Below are 19,605 nucleotides of genomic sequence, written 5' to 3' on the forward strand. Positions count from 1 at the left end.
CCCCCCGAGTGGTAGGTGACGCTCGATGGACACCATTGCGCACAGTGAGGCCGGTGGGAAATGACCAGGCCCAAAAGTGATCTGCGTCACCCTAAAAATGCGGACAAAGTAGGGCGAAAGCCGCGGTCAGCCGGGGATGTCCTCCAGCAGATCGGTGACCATGGCGGCGATCGGAGATCGCTCCGATCGGCTGAGCGTGACGTGCGCGAAGAGGGGATGCCCCTTCAACGCCTCGATCACCGCCGTCACCCCGTCGTGCCGGCCGACCCGCAGATTGTCCCGCTGGGCCACGTCGTGGGTGAGCACCACCCGCGACCCCTGGCCGATGCGCGACAACACGGTGAGCAGTACGCCCCGCTCCAGCGACTGCGCCTCGTCCACGATGACGAACGCGTCGTGCAGGCTGCGGCCGCGGATGTGGGTCAGCGGCAGCACCTCCAGCAGCCCGCGCGAGGTGACCTCCTCCAGCACGTTCTCGTGCACCACCGAGCCGAGCGTGTCGAAGACGGCCTGCGCCCAGGGCGACATCTTCTCCGACTCCGACCCGGGCAGGTAGCCGAGTTCCTGGCCGCCGACCGCGTACAAGGGACGGAACACGATCACCTTCTTGTGCCGGCGCCGCTCCATCACCGCCTCCAAGCCGGCGCAGAGCGCCAGCGCGGACTTGCCGGTGCCGGCCCGCCCGCCCAGCGACACGATGCCGATGGACTCGTCCAGCAGCAGGTCGAGCGCGACCCGCTGCTCCGCCGAGCGCCCGTGCACGCCGAACGCCTCCCGGTCGCCCCGGACCAGCCGGATCGTCTTGTCCGGGAGCACCCGGCCCAGCGCCGAGCCCCGCCCCGAGTGCAGCACCAGGCCGGTGTGGCAGGGCATCCCCGCCGCGGCGTCGACGTCGAGCGTCTCGCCCGCGTACAGCCGGCCGATCTCCTCCTCGGCCAGGTCCAGCTCGGCCATCCCGGTCCAGGTCGGGTCGCTCGCCTGGCCGTGCCGGTACTCGTCGGCGCGCAGGCCCACCGAGGCCGCCTTCACCCGCAGCGGCATGTCCTTGCTGACGAGCGTGACCTCACGCCCCTCGGCGGCCAGGTTGAGCGCCACGGACAGGATGCGCGCGTCGTTCGACTCGTTGCGGAAGCCGGGCGGCAGCACCCCGTCGTCGGTGTGGTTCAGCTCCACCCGCAGCGTGCCGCCCTGGTCGTTGGCGGGCACCGGACGGTCCAGCCGGCCGTGCCGCACGCGCAACTCGTCCAGCATGCGCAGCGACTGGCGGGCGAACCAGCCCAGCTCCGGGTGGTGCCGCTTGCCCTCCAGCTCGGAGATCACCACCAGCGGCAGCACCACCTCGTGCTCGGCGAAGCGGTGGAACGCCGCCGGGTCGGACAGCAGGACCGAGGTGTCCAGGACGAAGGCCGGGCCGGCTGGTCGGGGCTCCTCGGCCTCCGCGGCGGCGGCGCGGCGGCTGCGGGTGGTCCGGCGGGTCGGGGCGGTCGAGGCCGGGGTCTGCTCGGCTCCGGCGGGGGTACGGCGAGTGGTCACAGGCCTGCTCCGCGGATGGGCACCCGGCCACCCGAGTTCCGCCTCTTCCGGTGCCCGGAGGACACGGGGTCGGATGCGGGCCCCGTGCGCGAGGACGCAGGTCCGGGCTGTCCGGCTGGCCCGGGAAAACCCCGCGCCATGCCTAGACGCTAATCGCCGCGGGGCCGCTGGGCTAGAGGTGCGCGTGGATCATCGCGTGGTCTTCGCGGGACGTACACCTGTTCGGGTGACGGGCGGACCGGAACCGGCCGGGATGCATGCCCCCTGCGCGCACCCCGGCCGGTCGTCCACTGCGGCGCCGCGACGCGGCGCGGGCCTCAGCCCTGGCGGCGCACCAGCGTGCCGGCCCGCGGCCCGGCGCCGGCCGCGCCGAACGACGATCCGGTGTACGTGGTGCCCACCCGGCCGACGGCGCCGAGCCGGCCGGTGGCGGTGACGCGGACGGCCGGGGCCGAGCCGGGCCGGGCGGCGACCGCCGCGGGTACGGAGGTGCCGGCGAACGGCACGGCCGAGCGCCCGGCCGAGGTCACCACGGTCGGGCCGGGACCGGACAGCGCCGAGGCGATCGCCGCCTGGGCGTCGCGCCGACGGCGGTTCCAGGCGCCCCGGTCCCCGTCGAAGTAGCCCTGGCGGTAGCCGAACCGGTAACCGATGCGGTAGCTGAGCTGGCCGTGCAGGCGGCCGGCCGCGTAGCAGGTGGAGCCGAGCACGAGGACGAGCACCACGGCGAGAAAGGGGGTCATCGCTCGTCCGTCCCGGGCAGTGGGTCGACCACCAGCAGCCGCTCCAGGTCGTCGGTGCTGACCTCCTCCACCAGCTCGACGCTGATCCGGCAGCCGTCGAGGATCACCTCGGCCACCGACGCCCGGCGGATCTCGCCGCCGGAGTCGTAGACCCGCACGCTCAGCTCGGGGCAGCCGAGGTGGGTCCGCCAGGCGTCCCACTCCCCCCGGTCGCCGACGCTGAGTGAGAGGTACCGGCACCCGCGGGCGAGATAGAGACGCCAGGGGGCGCTCAGCCCGGCTGACACTCCGTCCGCGATCAGCCCGAAGGCCTGGGCGCGGGTCGCGAGCTCGGTCACGAGACCCCCTCGGCACCCGCGGAGTGACGCATGTGAGCACTCGTCGTCTCAAGCACGTGACACACCGTAAGTTGTCTCATGAGCGTGACAGTATCAGCTTTTCAGGCCTTTGCCGCCGTACTGGTGTCCATCTATTCTGCCCGGGTGACACCCTTCAGGAGCAGCACTGAATCGTTTACCGGAAATCCCCGGTTGCCGTCACGTCGGCGTGACAGCAGCGTGCCGAGCCGCCCTCTCGGGACCGACTGGCCGTACCGTCACGGGGTGACCGAGACGACCAACGCACGGAAGATCGCGTTCGCCACCTTCGTCCGGCGCGCGCTCGACGACGCCCGCGCGCTGCGGGCCTGGAGCGGCACCGAGGTCTCCCGGCGCACCGGCGTCTCCCGCCAGACCATCAACCGATGGGTTCGCGGCGACTGGGCCAGCGACCCGGAGGCGGAGCGGGTGGTCGCCTTCTGCGAAGGGCTGGGGCTCGATCCGGCCGCCGCGTTCACCGCTCTGGGCTGGGACCGGACCGCCGGGCCGCGTACCGCGCCGGCCCCGCCCCCGATGGACCCGGACGTGGAGGCGCTGCTGCGCCGGCTGGTCGACCCGAACGTGTCCGACGCGGAGAAGTTCCACATTCGGGAAACCATTCGTTACCTCGCATATCGCCCGACTCTGCCGGGCGGTGTCCGAAATAGGGGTAAACAGGCGGGCTAGTTCCTCAGATGGCGAAAGAACGGAAGGCCGGACCCGATCGTTTCGCCGCGGGGACGGAACGGACCCGCTAGCGTCCACGTTTGTACTGCTAGGGGCTCGTCATCGGCGGGGGGACGGGACACAGCCGAACCCAGCCCTGCGGGACAGAAGGAGGGGTCTGTCCATGACCCTGAAATGGTTGGCAGTCGTGGTCGCGGTGGTGTCGCTGACATCGTGCGTGACCGGCAACGTGGTGGTCGGCGTACTGGACGGCGGGCAGCTTCCCCTGGTCGTCAACCTCTTCGCGCTCACCACGGCCGGCACCGCGGTGATCCTCGCCGTCGTCGCCGAGCTGCACGATCGGCTCAACGACCGGGTCAGCGCGCTCACCGAGTTCCTGGTGGCGCGGCTCAACGAGATCGAGGCGCACACCGGCGACCGCAACACCGGCTTCGTGGAGGGCTACCTGCTCAGCCACGGGCAGGATGCGGCCGTGGTGCCGTTCGGTCGCCGGGGACGAGGAGCCGCCGAACGCTGATCCCCACGTCGTTCCGACGTCACATCTCGGCCACGAATACGCCGCCCGGCGCGGGGTACGCTGACGCGCGTGCCGCCGTTGAATCTGGGCAACCAGCAGCCGAAGACCCCGTTGAACGCGGAGCACGCCTGGCGTGCGACCGCCGACCGCGCGGGTGACGTCGTCCTCTTCTTCGACTTCGACGGCACCCTGGCGCCCGTCGACGACGATCCCACGGCCGTACGGCCCGCGCCCAACGTGCTCAGCGCGCTGGAGGCGTTAGCCCCGCACGTACGCCGGATCGCCATCGTCTCCGCCCGCCCGGTGGACTTCCTCCGCGACCACCTCGGCGGCCTCGCCGGCATCGACCTGTACGGGCTCTACGGCCTGGAGCACAGCCACTCCGGCGGCGAGACGGTCACCGAGCCGGCCGCCCTGCCCTGGGTGCCCACCATGTCCGAGCTGGCCGAGCAGGCCCGCGCGGAACTGCCGCCCGGCGCGCTCGTCGAGTACAAGCGGCTCTCCGTCGCGCTGCACTGGCGTACCGCCCCGCAGCTCGGCGACCTGGTGCAGGAGTGGGGCCGCGCCCAGGCCGAGCGGCTGGGCCTGCGCGCCCAGCCGGGCCGGATGGTGCTGGAACTCAAGCCCCCGGTCGACCGGGACAAGGGCATGGTGATCGGCGAGACGGTCCGGGACGCCGGTGGCGCCTGGTACTTCGGTGACGACGTCTCCGACATCAAGGCGTTCGCCGCGCTGCGCGCCCGCGCCGCCGCCGATCCCGACTTCCTCGGTGTCTGCGTCGCGGTCGCCAACCCGGAGACCGGTCACGAGGTGGCCGACGCCGCCGACCTGACCCTGGACTCTCCGGCGGCCCTGGCCGACTTCCTCACCGCCGCCCTGCCCCACCTCCGCTGACGCCCCCGGCCCCGCCTCCGGGGCCCGGTCTCTCCGCGATCTTGCACTTGCTGCCCCGGCAAAAAGGGCATAAGCCGCGCCTTCGGGGCCGAAAGTGCAAGATCGCCGGGGCGGGGCGGGGCGAGGCGGGGCCGGGTGGGCAGGGGGTCAGGTGCCGAAGCGGCGCTGGCGGGTGGCGTAGGAGCGCAGCGCGCGCAGGAAGTCGACCTTGCGGAAGTCGGGCCAGTTCAGCTCGCAGAAGTAGAACTCCGAGTGCGCGCTCTGCCAGAGCATGAAGCCGGAGAGCCGCTGCTCGCCACTGGTCCGGATGATCAGATCCGGGTCCGGCAGCCCCTTTGTGTAGAGGTGCTCGGAGATGTGGTCGACGTCGAGCGAGGTGGCCAGCTCCTCGATCGTGCCGCCGTTGGCCGCGTGCTCCAGCAGCAGCGAGCGGACCGCGTCGGCGATCTCGCGCCGCCCGCCGTACCCGACCGCGATGTTGACCTGAGCCCCGCCGTCGCGGTCACGGGTGCGTTCCTCGGCGGCCTTGAGCGCGGCGGCGTGCTGCGCCGGCAGCACGTCGAGCGCGCCGACCATCCGCAGCCGCCAGGGGTTGCCCTCCTCGGCCAGCTCGGTCGTGAGGTCCTCGATGATCTGGAGCAGCGGGTCCAGCTCGGCGGCCGGGCGGGAGAGATTGTCGGTGGAGAGCAGCCAGAGTGTGACGTGCCCGACGCCGGCCGCGTCGCACCAGCGGAGCAGCTCCTTGATCCGTTCGGCGCCCATCCGGTGGCCGTCGTTCGGGTCGACGAAGCCCATTTCCCGGGCCCATCTGCGGTTGCCGTCGCACATCACGCCGACGTGTGCGGGTACGGGCTTGCCCGCGAGCTTCGCCGTCAGCCGGCGCTCGTACACGGAGTAGAGGAGTTTCCGCAGAGTCATCACCTTGCAGGGTAGCGACCCGCGGGAGAGATCAGTGTCTCGGTGGCATATCACCTGAGGGTGAGACGGTCCGGCGCGGTCGCGGCAGGTCCGCCCCGATCGCCATCAGGGTGCGCGCGTCCAGGCGGCCGTCGCCGAGTCCCAGCTCCACCACCGTGCGGTAGACGCGTTCGTCGCGCCGGGCCGCGCCGACCGCCGCGTCGACCACCCGGCGCCGCCGGGCCAGCCACGCGGCCATCGAGCTGTGCCGCAGGTGGGTGCCGAGCCGGGCGCGCAGCGCGGCGGCGTACGCCCGGGCGGCCTCGGCGGGAGAGCCGGCCGCCGCCGCGCCGGCCAGCGCGCCGGAGCGCAGCGCGTAGAAGATCCCCTCGCCGGTGAACGGGTTGATCAGCGACAGCGCGTCCCCGGTCAGCAGCACCCTGCCCCGGCCGGGCGCCGGGCGGTGGGTGGACAGCGGCAGGTGGTGCGCCCGCAGGTCGGTGACCGTCGCCGGGTCGACGTCCGGCAGCAGGGCGGCCATCCGGTCCAGCAGGTGCGCGCGGGTCAGCGGTTCGCCGCGCAGCACCTCCCCGTACCCGACGTTCGCGCGTCCGTCGCCGATCGGGAAGGCCCAGGCGTACGCGGGCCAGCGCGCCGCCGAGGTGACGATGAGTTGTTCGGGTGGCCCGGCCGGCGCGGGCGCGTAGCCCCGGATGGCTAGGGCCAGATGCCGGTCCGGGTTGACCGGGTGGCCGAGCGCGCGCCGTACCACCGATCCGGCGCCGTCCGCGCCGACCACCGCCCGCGCGGACAGCTCTCCGTCGAGCAGCACCCGGTCGGCGGCGATCTCCACCCGGCGTACGGTGTGCCGCCGCAACTCCGCGCCGGCGGCAACCGCCGCCGCGACCAGGCGTGCGTCGAACACCTGGCGGGGCACCGTGTACGCGGGCCGGGGCAGCGTCCTCGCGACGGTGCCGCCGCCGGGGCCGACCAGGCGCAGTGCGGGCAGCGGCGGGTAGCCGTCGACCGCCCCGGTCACGCCCAGTTCGGCGAGGACGTCCAGCGCGTGCGCGGCGATGCCGTCCCCGCACGCCTTGTCGCGGGGGAAGTCGGACCGGTCGAGCAGCAGCACCCGCGCCGCGCCGGCACGCCGCGCACCGAGCGCCGCGGCGGCCCCGGCCGGCCCCGCTCCCACCACCACGACGTCCCACACCCCCTCATCCTGCCCCGCCGCGCCCCGCCACGGGCGTCGATCATGAGGTTGACGGCATCAACGGAGATCGAAATCGCCGCCAACTTCATGATCGACGGGGTGGGGTGGGGGTGCGGGTGGGGGTGCGGGTGGCTCGGTTCAGGGACCAGAGGCAGAGGGCGGCGGCTGTGACCAGGGGGGCGCCGTCTCGGATCAGGCCGTCGGTGCCGAGCAGCCACCAGCACAGGGGCAGGTCGATCGCGAGGACGCCGAGGGTGACGGCCACCAGGCCGTTCCGCGCCCACGCCTTGTCGCGCAGCAGGAAGGCGGTGCAGAACAGCACGGCGTAGCTGACCGCGATGCCCGCGCCGAACCAGAGGATCACTGCCGGTACGGCGGCCAGCCGCCCGTCCAGCACGGCGCCCGTGGCGACGAGCGCCGGCACCAGCATCAGCGGGCTGTAGGTGAACGCCGCGACGCGGGCGGTGAGCACCCACCCGTTCGCCTGCGGGCGCTTCGGCGTCATCTCCCGCCAGGCGATCGTCCCGCCCTCGACGACCAGGCCCTTGCGGTGCCGGACCAGGTGCGCGCGGATCGCCTCGGAGCGGTAGAGCAGCACCACCACGGCGACGCAGAGCGCGGTGAGGACGGCGAACCCGATCAGGCCGGGCAGCGCGGGCACCCCTTGCCGGGGCACGATCAGCCGCCCGACCGCGAAGATCGTGGTCACCGCCAGGATCAGCCCGAACGGCCGGGCACCCACCCGGCCCTTGTTCACATGGCCGATCAGCAGCAGGAAGCCGAGCGACCGGAGCATCGCCCAGCCGGTACGTACGGCCAGACCGAACTCCTGCTCCGGGGCGTACCAGTAGTTGAGCAGCTCGACCACGACGGTGGCCGCCGCGGTCACGGCGAGCAGCGTGGTCAGCGCCCGGACGGCGGACGGCCGCCGGACCTCGACAGGTTCAGCGGCCGTCCTCATGGCATCCGATGTTGCCCGGCCGGGGCAACAGGCACACCTGTTACTTCTGCGGCTCCGCGTCGAGCCGGGCGCGCAGCGCGTCCAGCTCGGCCCAGAGCACGCCGGGGAGCTTGTCCCCGAACTTCTCGAACCACTCGGTGACCAGCGGCAGCTCGTTGCGCCACTCGTCCGCGTCGACCTTCAGCGCGATCCGGACGTCCTCCGGGGTCATGTCCAGGCCCTCGACGTCGAGCGCGTCCTGCGCCGGGACCATGCCGATCGGCGTCTCCACGGCCTCGGCTCGGCCTTCCAGCCGCTCGATGACCCACTTGAGCACGCGGGAGTTCTCGCCGAAGCCCGGCCAGAGGAAGTTGCCCTCGGCGTCCTTGCGGAACCAGTTCACGTAGTAGATCTTGGGCAGCTTGGCCTCGTCGCCGTCCGCGCCCTTGCCCATCTCGATCCAGTGCCGGAAGTAGTCGCCGGCGTTGTAGCCGATGAACGGCAGCATGGCCATCGGGTCGCGGCGGACCACGCCGACCGCACCGGAGGCGGCGGCGGTCGTCTCCGAGGAGAGCGTGGCGCCCATGTAGACGCCGTGCACCCAGTCGCGGGCCTCGGTGACCAGCGGGATGGTGTCCCGGCGGCGGCCACCGAACAGGATCGCGTCGATCGGCACGCCGTTCGGGTCGTAGTAGTCGTCGGCCAGGATCGGGCACTGCGTGATCGGCGTGCAGAAACGGCTGTTCGCGTGCGAGGAGAGGTTCTCGCTCTCCGGCGTCCAGTCGTTGCCCTTCCAGTCGATCAGGTGCGCCGGCGGCTCACCCATGCCCTCCCACCAGATGTCGCCGTCGTCGGTGAGCGCCACGTTGGTGAAGATGGAGTTGCCCCGGTCCAGCGTCCGCATGGCGTTGGCGTTGGTCTTCCAGTCGGTGCCGGGAGCGACGCCGAACAGGCCGTACTCGGGGTTGACCGCGTAGAGGCGGCCGTCCTGGCCGAACCGCATCCAGGCGATGTCGTCGCCGATGGTCTCGACCTTCCAGCCCGGGATGGTCGGCTCCAGCATGGCGAGGTTGGTCTTGCCGCAGGCGGACGGGAAGGCGCCCGCGATGTGGTAGACCTTGCCCTCCGGCGAGGTGATCTTGAGGATCAGCATGTGCTCGGCCAGCCAGCCCTCGTCGCGCCCCATCACGCTGGCGATACGCAACGAGTAGCACTTCTTGCCGAGCAGCGAGTTGCCGCCGTAGCCGGAGCCGTAGGACCAGATCTCCCGGCTCTCCGGGAAGTGCGAGATGTACTTGGTCTCGTTGCACGGCCACGCCACGTCCTGCTGGCCCGGCGCGAGCGGGGCGCCGATGGAGTGCAGCGCGTGCACGAAGTCGGCGTCGTCGCCCATCGCCTCCAGGACCGAAGACCCCATCCGGGTCATGATCCGCATCGAGGCGACGACGTACGGGCTGTCGGTGATCTCCACGCCGAACATGGGGTTCTCGGCCTCGACCGGGCCCATGCAGAACGGGATGACGTACATGGTGCGCCCGCGCATGCTGCCGCGGTACAGCTCCGTCATCGTCCGCTTCATCTCGGCCGGCGCCATCCAGTTGTTGGTGGGGCCGGCGTCCGCCTCGTCGACGGAGCAGATGAAGGTGCGCTCCTCCACCCGGGCGACATCCGTGGGGTCGGTACGCGCGTAGAACGAGTTGGGCTTCTTCTCGGGATTAAGGCGGATCAGGGTGCCGTTGGCGACGAGTTCGTCGGTGAGACGGCGCCACTCCTCATCAGACCCGTCCACCCAGACCACGCGGTCCGGGGTGGTCAGTTCCGCGACCTCACGTACCCAGGCCAGCAGCTTGGGGTGGGACGTCGGGGCCTGATCGATACCCCGAACAGCAGCCGGAGCAACCATGTCACTTCTCCTTGTGGTCGACGCTGACCGATCTATGGGGTGCACGAGTTCCGGCGGGCTGGTACGCCGCCTCGTGGAAACCTGGGATTGGGCTCAGCGTAAACCGGACTGCCTCGTCAGTCAGTGGGACTGGTTGTGAAGAACTGCACAAGGTACGGCCACGCTGCGGCATCACGATCTGATACCCGCTTTCGCGCGCAGTTTCACGCAAATCCTGCGGTGAACCTTCGACGACCGGGTCCGGCGCCGGAGTGACCCCGACGCCCGATCGAGGGGAAGCGTACGAACGTGTCGCGAAAGACGATTCCGTGATGCGCTCCACAGATTCGCACAGCGCGTTACGCTCTGCTCACGGACATCGAGAACGGGCGACGCCTCTCCGACCCGCGCGGCCCGAGCGCGACGGCCGCGGCGAAGCCGTCGTGGCCGACTCGCCGTTGCAGTCCGCCCGGTTACCGCACAACCGGTACTCTCGGCGGGTGGCCGCGACGATGACCGGAGACCAACCGGGGGCTCCGCAGACCCGCCGGGGTCCGATCGGAGCACTGATCGACCGTTTCGGTCACCTCATCCACGAGCTGAGCAAGTTCGCCACCGTCGGCGGTCTGGCCTTCGTCGTGGACTTCGTCCTCTTCAACTACCTGTCCAGCGGCCGGGACATGCCCCCGCTGGCCGCGAAGACCATCTCCACGGTGATCGCCGCGACCGTCGCCTTCCTCGGCAACCGGTTCTGGACCTGGCGGCACCGGCAGCGGTCGAACCCGGCCCGCGAGTACGCGCTGTTCTTCTTCTTCAACGCGGTCGGCCTCGGCATCGCGGTGGCCTGCCTGGCGATCAGCCACTACGGGTTGGGCGCGATCTGGCCCGCGGTGTTCCAGACCCCCCTGGCCGACAACATCGCGAGCTTCGTCGTCGGCACCGGCCTGGGCACGCTCTTCCGGTTCTGGTCGTACCGACGGTTCGTCTTCGTCGAGGCGGGAACACCTCCCGTTCCGGCAACGAGCCACGACCGAGAGTCCGGGGCGTGACGAACCGCCCATCCCGACCCGCCGGGCCCAGCCGGCCCAGCCAACTGCCTAAGGTGTTCCGCATGCCTGGAGTCCGTCTGCTGCCCGAGCGCTGGCAGAAGTTCATCCACGAGGCGCTCAAATTCGGCATCGTCGGCGGCATCAACACCGTCATCAATTACGCGGTGTTCAATGCGCTGGCACTCACGGTTTTCCGTGACGGTCAGCTGAAGGCGACAGTGATCGCGACGATTGTCGCCACGATCACGTCGTATCTGATGAATCGTCACTGGACGTACCGTGATCGACCGAAATCGGCACTCCGGCGCGAATACGTCCTGTTCTTCCTCTTCAACGGTGCGGGCCTGGTCATCGAACTCGGCGTCCTGGCCCTGGCCAAGTACGGCCTCGGCGTACACGGCCTGCTGGCGCTGAACGTCGCCAAGACGATCGGTGTCCTGCTGGCCACGCTGTTCCGCTTCTGGTCCTACCGGACGTTCGTCTTCCAGCCCGTCCCCAAGCACGCCGAGGAGACCTGGCACTCGGTGCCGCGTGACGAGTGGGACAACGTCGCCGAGATGGACCCGGTGGCCGAGCTGGCCGAGTCGGTCAGCGAGCTGGAGGAGGAGGAACCGCCCGCGGCCGCCGGCCGGGCGGCCGACTTCCCGCCGCCGCGGGGGCGCCCCGCACCGGCGGACGCGGGGCTCGGTGGCGCGCTCGGCGCCGACCTGGACGCCGAACTCGCCGCGGAACTCCAGCCCCGCCGCGCCCGCCGCTGAACGACGAGAGGCCGGCACCCCCGCCAGGGGGTGCCGGCCTCTTCCGTCGCCGGGTCAGGGCTGGTCGCGCAGGGACTTGCCCTCGGTCATGTCGGCCAGGATCTCGCGCATCTCGCCGTCACCCAGGCTGTGCTTGTCGTGGTGCGCCTCGACCAGCTCGTAGAGCCTCGTCTGCACCCGGTCCACGCCCGGCACGTCGTGCAGCACCGACTGGCCGCGCTCACCCGCCGACTCGATGGTCAGCGTGCCGCAGCCCAGCAGCCGCTCCACGAAACGCTGGTGCATGGCGTGGTCGTTGATCCGGGTCAGCGGCAGATCCCGCCGGTTACGCGACAGCACGCCCTGCTGGAGCAGCACCCGCTCGTTCGTGAACAGGTAGTGCGTGGTGCGCCAGACCAGAAACGGCCACAGACCCAGCCACAACACCAGCACCAGCGCGACCACCGCGATCGCGTAGAGCGCGATCGTGCCGCCGCTGCCGTCGGGCAGCAGGAGCCACCCGGCGACGACCGCCGCGACGGCGAGCACGAGCACCAGGACCGGCCGGATCAGGGCCTTCCAGTGCGGGTGCAGGTGCAACACGACGTGCTCGTCCTCGGTGAGCACGTCTTCGGGGAACGCCACGGCGGAACCTCCTCGCAGAACCGGACGCGCTGACCGTAACCGGTCGGCGCATCCGGCCGGCATCGGCCGCGCGGGCGGTCGGCGACGGTTGTTGCGGTGATCTTCCCGGGCGCCTCAGCGCAGGTGCAGCACGTCGCCCGCGGCCAGCCGCAAGGTCTCCCCGTCGGCGTCGACCAGGAGCTGCCCGTCGGCGTCCACGCCGGTGGCGGTGCCGTGCGCCTCCCGGCCGTCGGGCAGCAGCACTCGCACCCGGCGGCCGACTGTCGCGCACCCCGCCAGGTACGCCTCACGCAGCCCACTGGCCTCCGCGTCACCTCCGGCGTCACGCCAGCGCTCGTACCAGTCGGCGAGCGAGCGCAGCAGCGCCCGCAGCAGCGGATCCCGGTCGGTGGCGGTGGCGCCGGCGAGCTGTAGCGAGGTGGCGGGCAGCCCGGTCGGGTTCTCCGGCAGCTCGTCGGCGCGCAGCGTCACGTTCAGCCCGACACCGACCACGATCGCCGGGGGCCTGTCGATCTCCCCCGGCACCGCCTCGGCCAGCACCCCGGCGCACTTCGCGCCGTCCACCAGCAGGTCGTTGGGCCACTTCAGCCGCGCGTCCAGCTCGGCCAGCAGGCGTACCGCCTCGACCAGCGCGACGCCGGCGAGCAGCGGCAGCCAGCCGTACCCGGTGGCGGGCACGGGCGACCAGCCGCGCTCCGCGACCGCCTCACCCGGCCGCAGCAGCACGCTCGTCGCGAGACCCGCGCGCGGCGGCGACTGCCAGACGCGGCCCCGGCGGCCGCGGCCGGCGGTCTGCCGCTCGGCGACCACCACCAGGCCCTCCGGCTCGCCGGCCCGGGCCGCGGCCACCGCGTCCGCGTTCGTCGAGCCGGTCTCGGCCAGCAGCTCCAATCGGCGCCAGGGCCCGTTCGGCGCGACCAGCGCGCGCCGCAGCCGGGCCGCCGACAGCGGCGGTCGGTCCAGATCGGTGTACGGCGAGCCGGGCATCCCGCCAGCCTACGGCCACCCGGCCCGCCGGTCGCCGCGAAGCGGTGAGGCGCACTGCACAGCCTCAGACACCTGAACCATCGTTATATTCCACGGGTGACTACCGAGACCGGGTTCAACATCCACACGACCGCCGGCAAGCTGGCGGACCTGGAGCGACGGCTCGACGAGGCGGTGCACGCCGGGTCGGCACGCGCGGTCGAGAAGCAGCACGCGCGGGGCAAGAAGACCGCCCGCGAGCGGATCGAGATGCTCCTCGACGAGGGCTCGTTCGTCGAGCTGGACGAGTTCGCCCGGCACCGCTCGACCAACTTCGGGCTGGAGAAGACCCGCCCGTACGGCGACGGCGTGGTGACCGGCTACGGCACCGTGGACGGCCGGCAGGTCTGCGTGTTCGCGCAGGACTTCACCGTCTTCGGCGGCTCCCTCGGCGAGGTCTTCGGCGAGAAGATCGTCAAGCTGATGGACCTGGCCATGAAGATCGGCTGCCCGGTCGTCGGCATCAACGACTCCGGCGGCGCGCGGATCCAGGAGGGCGTCGCGTCCCTCGGCCTCTACGGCGAGATCTTCTTCCGCAACGTACGGGCCAGCGGCGTCATCCCGCAGATCTCGCTGATCATGGGCCCGTGCGCGGGCGGCGCGGTCTACTCCCCGGCGGTCACCGACTTCACAGTCATGGTCGACCAGACCTCGCACATGTTCATCACCGGTCCCGACGTGATCAAGACGGTCACCGGCGAGGACGTCGGCATGGAGGAGCTGGGCGGCGCCCGCACCCACAACGCCCGCAGCGGCAACGCGCACTACCTCGGCACCGACGAGGAGGACGCGATCGAGTACGTCAAGGCGCTGCTGTCGTACCTGCCGTCGAACAACCTGGACGAGCCGCCGGTCTTCGACGCGCCCGCGATCCTCGACGTCACCGACTCCGACCGCGAGCTGGACACGCTGATCCCGGACTCGGCGAACCAGCCGTACGACATGCACCGGGTCATCGAGCACGTGCTCGACGACGGCGAGTTCCTCGAGGTGCAGCCGCTGTACGCGCAGAACATGGTGGTCGGCTTCGGCCGCGTCGAGGGCCGCCCGGTTGGAGTGGTGGCGAACCAGCCGATGCAGTTCGCCGGCACGCTCGACATCGCCGCGTCGGAGAAGGCGGCCCGGTTCGTGCGCACCTGCGACGCGTTCAACGTCCCGGTGCTCACCTTCGTGGACGTGCCCGGCTTCCTGCCCGGCACCGGCCAGGAGTGGGACGGCATCATCCGTCGCGGCGCGAAGCTCATCTACGCGTACGCCGAGGCCACCGTCCCGAAGGTCACAGTCATCACCCGCAAGGCGTACGGCGGCGCGTACGACGTGATGGGCTCCAAGCACCTCGGCGCGGACCTGAACTTCGCCTGGCCGACCGCGCAGATCGCGGTGATGGGCGCGCAGGGCGCGGTGAACATCCTCTACCGCTCGGAGCTGGCGAACGCCGAGGACCCGGCCGCCGTCCGGGCCGAGAAGATCGCCGAGTACGAGGACACGCTCGCCAACCCGTACATCGCGGCCGAGCGCGGCTACGTCGACGGGGTGATCCCGCCGCACGAGACGCGTACCCAGATCGTGCGGGCGCTGCGGGTGCTGCGCACCAAGCGCGAGACGCTGCCGCCGAAGAAGCACGGCAACATCCCGCTGTAGTACGTCGGATGCCCCCGCCGCCGAAGCGGCGGGGGCACCGGCGTCAGCAGCCCGGGTTCGCGGCGACGCACATCCGCTCGGCCGCGACCCGGGCGATCTGCCGCACCTGTTCCTCGGTCACCCTGTCCTCGGGCACCTGGCCCATGGGCAGGTCGGTCCGCAGCCGGCCGGACGGGATCAGCACCGTCACCAGGTCACCCACCCGTACGACCAGGCGGTCCTCGAACAACGGCGCATAGCCGGGCGGCCGGCCGGTCGCCCCGTCCGGCGCCACGCTCGCCTCGTGCCGCAGCAGCAGCGCCTGATCTCCGGCGAAGCCGCTCGCCGCGACGTACCAGCGGTGCACGACCTCGGCGCCGGCCGTCCCCCGCTCGGTGTAGACCTGGCCCGTCGTCCGCCACGCGCCGCAGGCCGCGACAGTGCCTTCCAGGTCGGCGACGAACCGGCCCGCCGCGCCGGGCGTCATCCGGTAGACATCCTGGGTGAGGACCGTTCCGATGGTGGTCGCGGGCTCGGTCGGCGGTTCCATCAGGGTCTGCGACCGCGAGTAGCGCGAGCGCGGTTCCTCGGCCGGCCGCCCCTGTTCCCGGGCACAGACCTGGAGGAGGTCGTCGACCCGGACCGGCTCGTCGAGGCCGGTCTCGCCGAGTCGCTCGCCGGTCGCAACGGGGATGTCGGCCGGTTCCAGCATCGCCTCGGTCACGATCTCCCCCGGCCCGTCGACGACACCGGCGGCGGGCGGTGGCGGCGCACCGGCCCGGTCCACCAGGGTCGCGGTGAGCGCAGCCACGACCACCACCGAGACCGCGGCGAGCGCGGCGGAGCGCCGGCTGCGCCGCCGGGCCGTGGCTCGGAGGGCCTCCGGCTCCGGCCAGGTGACGTTGCGCAGGTCCCGGTGCAGCAACTCCACGAGCGCGACGTCGTCAGGCATCTGCCGCCTCCTCTTCCAGGTCCACCACGGCGAGCAACTCGGCGAGCGCGGTCCGCCCCCGGGACAGCCGGGCCTTCACGGTGCCGATCGGCGCCTCGGTCTCCCGCGCCACCTCGGCGACCGGCATGCCGAGCAGGTAGTGCATGGCGATCGCGGTGCGCTGGGCCTCGGGCAGCCGGCGTAGCGCGGCGACCACCTCCAGCGTCTCGGTGCTCGGCGCCGGCACGTCCGCCACCGCGCCGTGGCGCAGGTAGGCACGGGCCCGGCTGCGCAGGCTGCGCCAGCGGCTCACCGCGACCCGGCTCGCCACCACCCGTACCCATGCCTCCGGGTCGTCGTACCCGCGCACTGTGGACCACCGCTGCCAGGCCCGGATGTACGCCTCCTGCACGGCGTCCTGCGCCTCGGCGAGGTCACCGGTGAGCACGTAGACGAACCCGAGCAACCGCTGTCGGCTGCCCCGGTAGAACTCGTCGAACCCGTCGCTGTCGGGCACCTGCCACCTCCCCGTGTTCGTGAGGGGACACGCCTGGCGGCGCGGCGCGGGTTGCCCGCTCAGCCGACCAATTTCTCCAGTTCGCCGAGCGGGAAGCCGCCGGCCGGAATCCGGCCGCGGACCGCCCGGCGTACCGCGGTCTGCACGGCCGCGTTGGCCGGGGTGGGCACGCCGTGCAGTCGCCCCAGCAGCACGATCTCGCCGTTGAGGTGGTCGGTCTCGACCGAGCCGGCACCACGGGCCAGGCTCTGCCAGGTGGAGCCGCCGGAGCGCTCCTCGCCGCCGACGGGCCGGTGCGACACCAGGTCGCCCCGTTCGGCGGCCTCCGCCTCGACAGTGGTGTGGGCGATGCCCGCCGCGGCGAGCGCCGCCTCTCCCTCGGCGCGTACCCGCTTCGACAGCGACTCGGGCACGTCCCGGCCGAGCAGCGCCTGGAGGCCGTTGCCGAGGTTCGCGAGCAGCTTGCCGTACTTCCAGCGCATCACGTCGTCGCGGACCGGCGCGACGAACCCGGCGGCGGTCAGGTCGGCGGCGACCGCCCGGCTGGTGTCGTCGGCCCCGCCCGGGTAGCGGCCGATGTGCAGCATGCCCGGATGCGGATGGCCGTTGGCGACCACCACGCCCGGCTCCAGGTGGGTAGCGGGCAGCCACACGCACACCGGGTGTACGCGGGCGAAGCGGCGCAGCGCGGCCGGCTCGTTCGCCACGCCGTTCTGGGCCAGCACTACCGGCAGCCGTTCGCCCGCCGTTCCGCCGCCCTCGACCGGGGCGTCCGCCCAGGTGTCGAGCGCCGCCACGGTGTCCTGCGACTTCACGGTGAGGACCAGCACGGTGTCCGCCGGCAGCGGCGGCCCGTCCGGCCCGGCCACAGCGGGGAGCCGGCCGGCCACGTCGCGGTCCGGCGTGCGCAGCGTCAGACCCCGTTCCCGCAGCGCGTCCAGGTGCGCGCCGCGGGCCACGAGCGTCACGTCGTGGCCGGCGTCGGCCAGGAGTACGCCGATGGTGCCGCCGACCGCGCCCGCTCCGATGATCACGTATCGCACGGATCCGATTCTGCCCTGCCGCGAGGCGACCCGCTCCGGGACGAGATGCGGCTCGGCTCGGTCAGCCGGTGAGGCCCGTGTCGGCGAGGATCGGGCCGGCCAGCAGCAGCGCTCCGGCGGCGAGTGCGCCCACGCTCACCAGCAGGAACAGGCCCACCCAGAACAACGCCGGGAACGGCGTGATCCGGGCGAGCTGGTCGGCGTCGGACTGCGGCATCCGGCCCCGGGCGCGCTGCCGGTGCAGCTCGAACACCGGCCGTACGCCGCCGATCAGCAGGAACCACACCGACGTCCAGGCGAACGCGGCCTGTACCTCGGGCGAGGTGTACCAGGAGACGGCGAGCACCACACCGCCGGTGACCAGCAGCGACAGCGCGCCGAACAGGTTGCGGATCATCACCAGCATGCCCAGCAGCAGCGCCACCGCGAGCCAGAGCAGCAGCGTGATCCGGTTCCCGGCCAGCAGCCACGCGCCGCCGAGGCCGAGCAGCGACGGCGCGACGTACCCGGCGAGCAGCGTGAGGATCATGCCGGGCCCGGTGGGACGGCCGGCGGACAGCGTCAGCCCGGAGGTGTCCGAGTGCAGCCGGATGCCGTGCAGCCGCCGGCCGGTGAGCAACGCGACGAGCGCATGGCCGCCCTCGTGCGCGATGGTCACCGCGTTGCGGGCGATCCGCCAGGGCAGCCGGGCCACGACCACCGCGAGCGCGACCACGGCGGTGACCACCACGAGCAGCGGCGGCGGGTCCGGCTGGGCGCTGGTCAGCGTGTCCCAGAGCGTGGTGAGACCGTCGATCAGGGGCATGGGCGGGGAGCCTACCGCCCCGAGCCGTGTCGTTCGACCGGCCGAGTCTCATAGAGTGTGAGACTGATCGGACGAGGTGCAGGAGCGGAGGTGAGGTCGGTGAGCGCAGCTCCCTTGGAGCCCTACAGCTCGCACGTCGGTCCGTGGACCGAGGCCGACTACCTCGCGTTGGGCGACAGCCACGACCGCATCGAACTGCTCGACGGGAGCCTGATCGTGAGCCCTGCCCCGAGCCGACGGCACCAGCGGGTGGCGCGACGACTGGCGAACTCCGTGGAGCTGGCGGCCGAGCCGTCCGGCCTGTTCGTCTACGACGCCATCAACGTGCGGCTGGGCGTGGACCGAATCGTGATCCCGGACCTCGTCGTCACCGACGCCGACGACGACGGCGTGATCCTCGACGCCGATCGCGTGGCGCTTGTCGGCGAGATCGTCTCGCCCGGCAACGCCGCCGCTGACCGGCTGGTCAAGATGCAGCTCTACGCGATCGCCCGGATTCCGTGGTACCTGCTCGTCGAGCAGGACGGTGACAGCCACTCGCTGCGGCTGCACCGGCTCGACGGCGCGCACTACGTCGAGGATGCCGTCGCCAAGGCGGGCGAGACGCTCAGTGTCACCGAGCCGTTCCGCTGGGCGATGGACCCGAGCACCCTGCGCTGATCAGCAACTGACGTGCCACCTGGTCGAACGACGACAGTCGATGAAAATTTCCTTTCGTCCTATTGCGATCTAGGGCACTAACCTCCAAAGATGGGCATCAATCAACGGACGTCCCTCTGGAGGCAACCATGGCCCGTACCAGACTCTCCGTACGCCGGCTTCTCGCCGCCGGCCTGGCCGCCGCCGCCACCGCGGCCGTGGCCCTCGTGGCGACCGCCGGACCGGCCGCCGCCGCGACCACGCCCGGGATCGACGTCTCCCGGTACCAGGGCAGCATCAACTGGACCAGCGTGCGCAACGCGGGCATCCAGTTCGCCTTCATCAAGGCCACCGAGGGCACGAGCTACAAGGACCCGAACTTCAACGCGAACTACGTCAACGCGTACAACGCCGGGGTGATCCGCGGGGCGTACCACTTCGCCCGGCCGAACATCTCCGCCGGTTCCACCCAGGCCAACTACCTGGCCAGCAACGGTGGCGCCTGGTCGGCGGACAGCCGTACGCTTCCCGCCGCGCTGGACCTGGAAGGCAACCCGTACAGCGGCGGCTACTGCTACGGCCTGAGCACCACCGGCATGCGCAACTGGGTCCAGGACTTCCTGAACACCTACCGCAGCCGCACCGGCCGGTACGCGGTCATCTACACCACGACGAGCTGGTGGAACCAGTGCACCGGCAGCTGGACCGGCCCGTGGGCCAACCACCCGCTGTGGATCGCCCGCTGGGCCAGCTCGCCCGGCACCCTGCCGGCCGGCGCTCCGTTCTACAGCTTCTGGCAGTACACCAGCACCGGCGCCGTCTCCGGGATCAGCGGCAACGTCGACCGCAACTACTGGAACGGTGACCGCAGCCGACTCATCGCGCTGGCCAACAACACCTGACGTACGTGCGACACAAGTGGGACCGCCTC

At 71.7% G+C, this 19,605-nt stretch carries 21 protein-coding genes; 8 read left to right on the top strand and 13 right to left on the bottom strand.

Going from position 1 to position 19,605, the window contains the following annotated elements; all coding sequences use genetic code 11:
• Window positions 1–126: 126 nt before the first annotated feature.
• From ACN27C_RS03160 to ACN27C_RS03170, 3 genes are all read right to left on the bottom strand, one after another.
• Window positions 127–1,533 (bottom strand): PhoH family protein, encoded by a 1,407-nt coding sequence (locus ACN27C_RS03160; RefSeq protein ID WP_120571625.1) that lies wholly within the window; start codon window positions 1,531–1,533, stop codon window positions 127–129.
• Between the two features lie 317 nt (window positions 1,534–1,850).
• Entirely contained in the window at window positions 1,851–2,276 is a 426-nt protein-coding gene (locus ACN27C_RS03165; protein ID WP_120571626.1) for a hypothetical protein, read from the bottom strand.
• The gene (locus ACN27C_RS03170) at window positions 2,273–2,614 is read right to left on the bottom strand and encodes a hypothetical protein (RefSeq protein WP_064447658.1); all 342 of its coding nucleotides are present in this window, start codon (window positions 2,612–2,614) and stop codon (window positions 2,273–2,275) included. The genes ACN27C_RS03165 and ACN27C_RS03170 overlap by 4 nt, the downstream gene beginning before the upstream one ends.
• A 264-nt stretch (window positions 2,615–2,878) precedes the next feature.
• Between ACN27C_RS03170 and ACN27C_RS03175 the strand changes: the two genes are divergently transcribed.
• The 3 genes from ACN27C_RS03175 (at window position 2,879) to otsB (ending at window position 4,730) form a co-directional block, all read left to right on the top strand.
• Complete coding sequence (locus ACN27C_RS03175; protein ID WP_120571627.1) at window positions 2,879–3,319, top strand: helix-turn-helix domain-containing protein; 441 nt, start codon at window positions 2,879–2,881, stop codon at window positions 3,317–3,319.
• Between the two features lie 163 nt (window positions 3,320–3,482).
• Window positions 3,483–3,836, top strand: coding sequence for a hypothetical protein (locus ACN27C_RS03180; RefSeq protein ID WP_026268070.1), 354 nt, complete (start codon window positions 3,483–3,485; stop codon window positions 3,834–3,836).
• Between the two features lie 69 nt (window positions 3,837–3,905).
• Window positions 3,906–4,730, top strand: coding sequence for a trehalose-phosphatase (gene otsB / locus ACN27C_RS03185; RefSeq protein ID WP_252453122.1), 825 nt, complete (start codon window positions 3,906–3,908; stop codon window positions 4,728–4,730).
• A gap of 147 nt (window positions 4,731–4,877) precedes the next feature.
• On the opposite strand, the gene ACN27C_RS03190 is transcribed toward otsB, so the two are convergent.
• The 4 genes from ACN27C_RS03190 to ACN27C_RS03205 form a co-directional block, all read right to left on the bottom strand.
• Window positions 4,878–5,648, bottom strand: coding sequence for an isoprenyl transferase (locus ACN27C_RS03190; protein WP_120571629.1), 771 nt, complete (start codon window positions 5,646–5,648; stop codon window positions 4,878–4,880).
• Window positions 5,649–5,679: 31 nt separating this feature from the next.
• Window positions 5,680–6,840, bottom strand: coding sequence for a geranylgeranyl reductase family protein (locus ACN27C_RS03195; RefSeq protein ID WP_422750402.1), 1,161 nt, complete (start codon window positions 6,838–6,840; stop codon window positions 5,680–5,682).
• Between the two features lie 85 nt (window positions 6,841–6,925).
• The gene (locus tag ACN27C_RS03200; protein WP_357898010.1) at window positions 6,926–7,801 is read right to left on the bottom strand and encodes a hypothetical protein; all 876 of its coding nucleotides are present in this window, start codon (window positions 7,799–7,801) and stop codon (window positions 6,926–6,928) included.
• Window positions 7,802–7,841: 40 nt separating this feature from the next.
• Window positions 7,842–9,683 carry a phosphoenolpyruvate carboxykinase (GTP) gene (locus ACN27C_RS03205; RefSeq protein ID WP_120571632.1) on the bottom strand — a complete coding sequence of 614 codons (1,842 nt, stop codon included), beginning with the start codon at window positions 9,681–9,683 and terminating at the stop codon, window positions 7,842–7,844.
• A gap of 491 nt (window positions 9,684–10,174) precedes the next feature.
• Here ACN27C_RS03205 and ACN27C_RS03210 point away from each other — a divergent pair, with 491 nt between their 5' ends.
• Both ACN27C_RS03210 and ACN27C_RS03215 read left to right on the top strand, forming a co-directional pair.
• Window positions 10,175–10,711: a GtrA family protein gene (locus ACN27C_RS03210; RefSeq protein WP_120573973.1), complete on the top strand. Its 537-nt coding sequence runs from the start codon at window positions 10,175–10,177 to the stop codon at window positions 10,709–10,711.
• A gap of 62 nt (window positions 10,712–10,773) precedes the next feature.
• Window positions 10,774–11,469, top strand: coding sequence for a GtrA family protein (locus ACN27C_RS03215; protein WP_120573974.1), 696 nt, complete (start codon window positions 10,774–10,776; stop codon window positions 11,467–11,469).
• Between the two features lie 54 nt (window positions 11,470–11,523).
• Here ACN27C_RS03215 and ACN27C_RS03220 read toward each other — a convergent pair whose 3' ends face one another.
• Together ACN27C_RS03220 and ACN27C_RS03225 are read right to left on the bottom strand one after the other, a co-directional pair.
• A complete protein-coding gene (locus tag ACN27C_RS03220; RefSeq protein WP_120571633.1) occupies window positions 11,524–12,093 on the bottom strand; it encodes a PH domain-containing protein in 570 nt (189 codons plus the stop codon).
• Window positions 12,094–12,207: 114 nt separating this feature from the next.
• Window positions 12,208–13,080, bottom strand: coding sequence for a biotin--[acetyl-CoA-carboxylase] ligase (locus ACN27C_RS03225; RefSeq protein ID WP_120571634.1), 873 nt, complete (start codon window positions 13,078–13,080; stop codon window positions 12,208–12,210).
• A gap of 96 nt (window positions 13,081–13,176) precedes the next feature.
• Here ACN27C_RS03225 and ACN27C_RS03230 point away from each other — a divergent pair, with 96 nt between their 5' ends.
• Entirely contained in the window at window positions 13,177–14,760 is a 1,584-nt protein-coding gene (locus ACN27C_RS03230) for an acyl-CoA carboxylase subunit beta (RefSeq protein ID WP_120571635.1), read from the top strand.
• A 43-nt stretch (window positions 14,761–14,803) separates the two neighbouring features.
• On the opposite strand, the gene ACN27C_RS03235 is transcribed toward ACN27C_RS03230, so the two are convergent.
• The 4 genes from ACN27C_RS03235 to ACN27C_RS03250 form a co-directional block, all read right to left on the bottom strand.
• Complete coding sequence (locus ACN27C_RS03235) at window positions 14,804–15,691, bottom strand: hypothetical protein (RefSeq protein WP_422750403.1); 888 nt, start codon at window positions 15,689–15,691, stop codon at window positions 14,804–14,806.
• On the bottom strand, window positions 15,684–16,187 hold the full coding sequence (locus ACN27C_RS03240; protein WP_120571637.1) for a sigma-70 family RNA polymerase sigma factor: 504 nt from the start codon (window positions 16,185–16,187) through the stop codon (window positions 15,684–15,686). The genes ACN27C_RS03235 and ACN27C_RS03240 overlap by 8 nt, the downstream gene beginning before the upstream one ends.
• 59 nt (window positions 16,188–16,246) lie before the next feature.
• Window positions 16,247–17,230 (bottom strand): ketopantoate reductase family protein, encoded by a 984-nt coding sequence (locus ACN27C_RS03245; protein WP_422750404.1) that lies wholly within the window; start codon window positions 17,228–17,230, stop codon window positions 16,247–16,249.
• 61 nt (window positions 17,231–17,291) lie between these two features.
• On the bottom strand, window positions 17,292–18,035 hold the full coding sequence (locus tag ACN27C_RS03250; protein WP_422750405.1) for a M50 family metallopeptidase: 744 nt from the start codon (window positions 18,033–18,035) through the stop codon (window positions 17,292–17,294).
• A 99-nt stretch (window positions 18,036–18,134) separates the two neighbouring features.
• Between ACN27C_RS03250 and ACN27C_RS03255 the strand changes: the two genes are divergently transcribed.
• Complete coding sequence (locus tag ACN27C_RS03255; RefSeq protein ID WP_350814615.1) at window positions 18,135–18,695, top strand: Uma2 family endonuclease; 561 nt, start codon at window positions 18,135–18,137, stop codon at window positions 18,693–18,695.
• 128 nt (window positions 18,696–18,823) lie between these two features.
• Window positions 18,824–19,576 (top strand): GH25 family lysozyme, encoded by a 753-nt coding sequence (locus tag ACN27C_RS03260; protein WP_393155075.1) that lies wholly within the window; start codon window positions 18,824–18,826, stop codon window positions 19,574–19,576.
• The last annotated feature ends 29 nt before the right edge of the window (window positions 19,577–19,605 follow it).

This window comes from Micromonospora sp. WMMD1219, from assembly GCF_049315215.1.
GTDB lineage: Bacteria > Actinomycetota > Actinomycetes > Mycobacteriales > Micromonosporaceae > Micromonospora > Micromonospora tulbaghiae.

Coding starts and splice junctions, on each gene's coding strand:
- ACN27C_RS03165 (WP_120571626.1), bottom strand. CDS start 2,276: ATGACCCCCTTTCTCGCCGTGGTGCTCGTCCTCGTGCTCGGCTCCACC.
- ACN27C_RS03180 (WP_026268070.1), top strand. CDS start 3,483: ATGACCCTGAAATGGTTGGCAGTCGTGGTCGCGGTGGTGTCGCTGACA.
- ACN27C_RS03190 (WP_120571629.1), bottom strand. CDS start 5,648: ATGACTCTGCGGAAACTCCTCTACTCCGTGTACGAGCGCCGGCTGACG.
- ACN27C_RS03200 (WP_357898010.1), bottom strand. CDS start 7,801: ATGAGGACGGCCGCTGAACCTGTCGAGGTCCGGCGGCCGTCCGCCGTC.
- ACN27C_RS03205 (WP_120571632.1), bottom strand. CDS start 9,683: ATGGTTGCTCCGGCTGCTGTTCGGGGTATCGATCAGGCCCCGACGTCC.
- ACN27C_RS03210 (WP_120573973.1), top strand. CDS start 10,175: ATGACCGGAGACCAACCGGGGGCTCCGCAGACCCGCCGGGGTCCGATC.
- ACN27C_RS03215 (WP_120573974.1), top strand. CDS start 10,774: ATGCCTGGAGTCCGTCTGCTGCCCGAGCGCTGGCAGAAGTTCATCCAC.
- ACN27C_RS03225 (WP_120571634.1), bottom strand. CDS start 13,080: ATGCCCGGCTCGCCGTACACCGATCTGGACCGACCGCCGCTGTCGGCG.
- ACN27C_RS03235 (WP_422750403.1), bottom strand. CDS start 15,691: ATGCCTGACGACGTCGCGCTCGTGGAGTTGCTGCACCGGGACCTGCGC.
- ACN27C_RS03250 (WP_422750405.1), bottom strand. CDS start 18,035: ATGCCCCTGATCGACGGTCTCACCACGCTCTGGGACACGCTGACCAGC.
- ACN27C_RS03260 (WP_393155075.1), top strand. CDS start 18,824: ATGGCCCGTACCAGACTCTCCGTACGCCGGCTTCTCGCCGCCGGCCTG.